We start from the raw sequence: 629 nt of genomic DNA, 5'->3' as shown, positions 1-629 counted from the left end.
GGGGTGCGGACGGCGTCGCGGTCGCCGAGCCAGATGTTGTCTCCCATGCCGATCTCGTCGCCGTAGTAGAGGATCGGGGAGCCGGGCAGGGACAGCAGCAGGGCGGTGAACAGTTCGATCTGGTTGCGGTCGTTGTCGAGGAGGGGGGCCAGCCGGCGGCGGATGCCGATGTTGGCGCGCATGCGGGGGTCTTTGGCGTATTCGGCCCACATGTAGTCGCGTTCTTCGTCGGTGACCATCTCCAGGGTGAGTTCGTCGTGGTTGCGCAGGAAGATGCCCCATTGGCAGCCGGAGGGGATGGCGGGGGTCTTGGCGAGGATTTCGGAGACGGGGTAGCGGGACTCGCGGCGGACGGCCATGAAGATGCGGGGCATGACGGGGAAGTGGAAGGCCATGTGGCATTCGTCGCCGCCGGCGCTGTAGTCGCCGAAGTAGTCGACGACGTCCTCGGGCCATTGGTTGGCCTCGGCCAGGAGCACGGTGTCGGGGTAGCTGGCGTCGATCTCCGCGCGTACCCGCCTGAGCATCTCGTGGGTGGCGGGGAGGTTCTCGCAGTCGGTGCCCTCCTCCGCGTAGAGGTAGGGGACCGCGTCCAGCCGGAACCCGTCGATCCCCAGATCCAGCCAGAA

General features: G+C 67.1%; 1 protein-coding gene. It reads right to left on the bottom strand.

Features of this window, described 5'->3' with window-relative positions; translation table 11 throughout:
- On the bottom strand, window positions 1-629 hold a 629-nt coding region (locus tag FE633_RS46940), incomplete at both ends, for an alpha-amylase family glycosyl hydrolase (RefSeq protein WP_246114168.1).

The sequence above is a fragment of the Streptomyces montanus genome (assembly GCF_005786655.1).
Lineage (GTDB): Bacteria > Actinomycetota > Actinomycetes > Streptomycetales > Streptomycetaceae > Streptomyces > Streptomyces sporangiiformans.
Note: the sequence above shows the minus strand (reverse complement) of the source record. Positions and strands in the feature narration are given on the sequence as shown.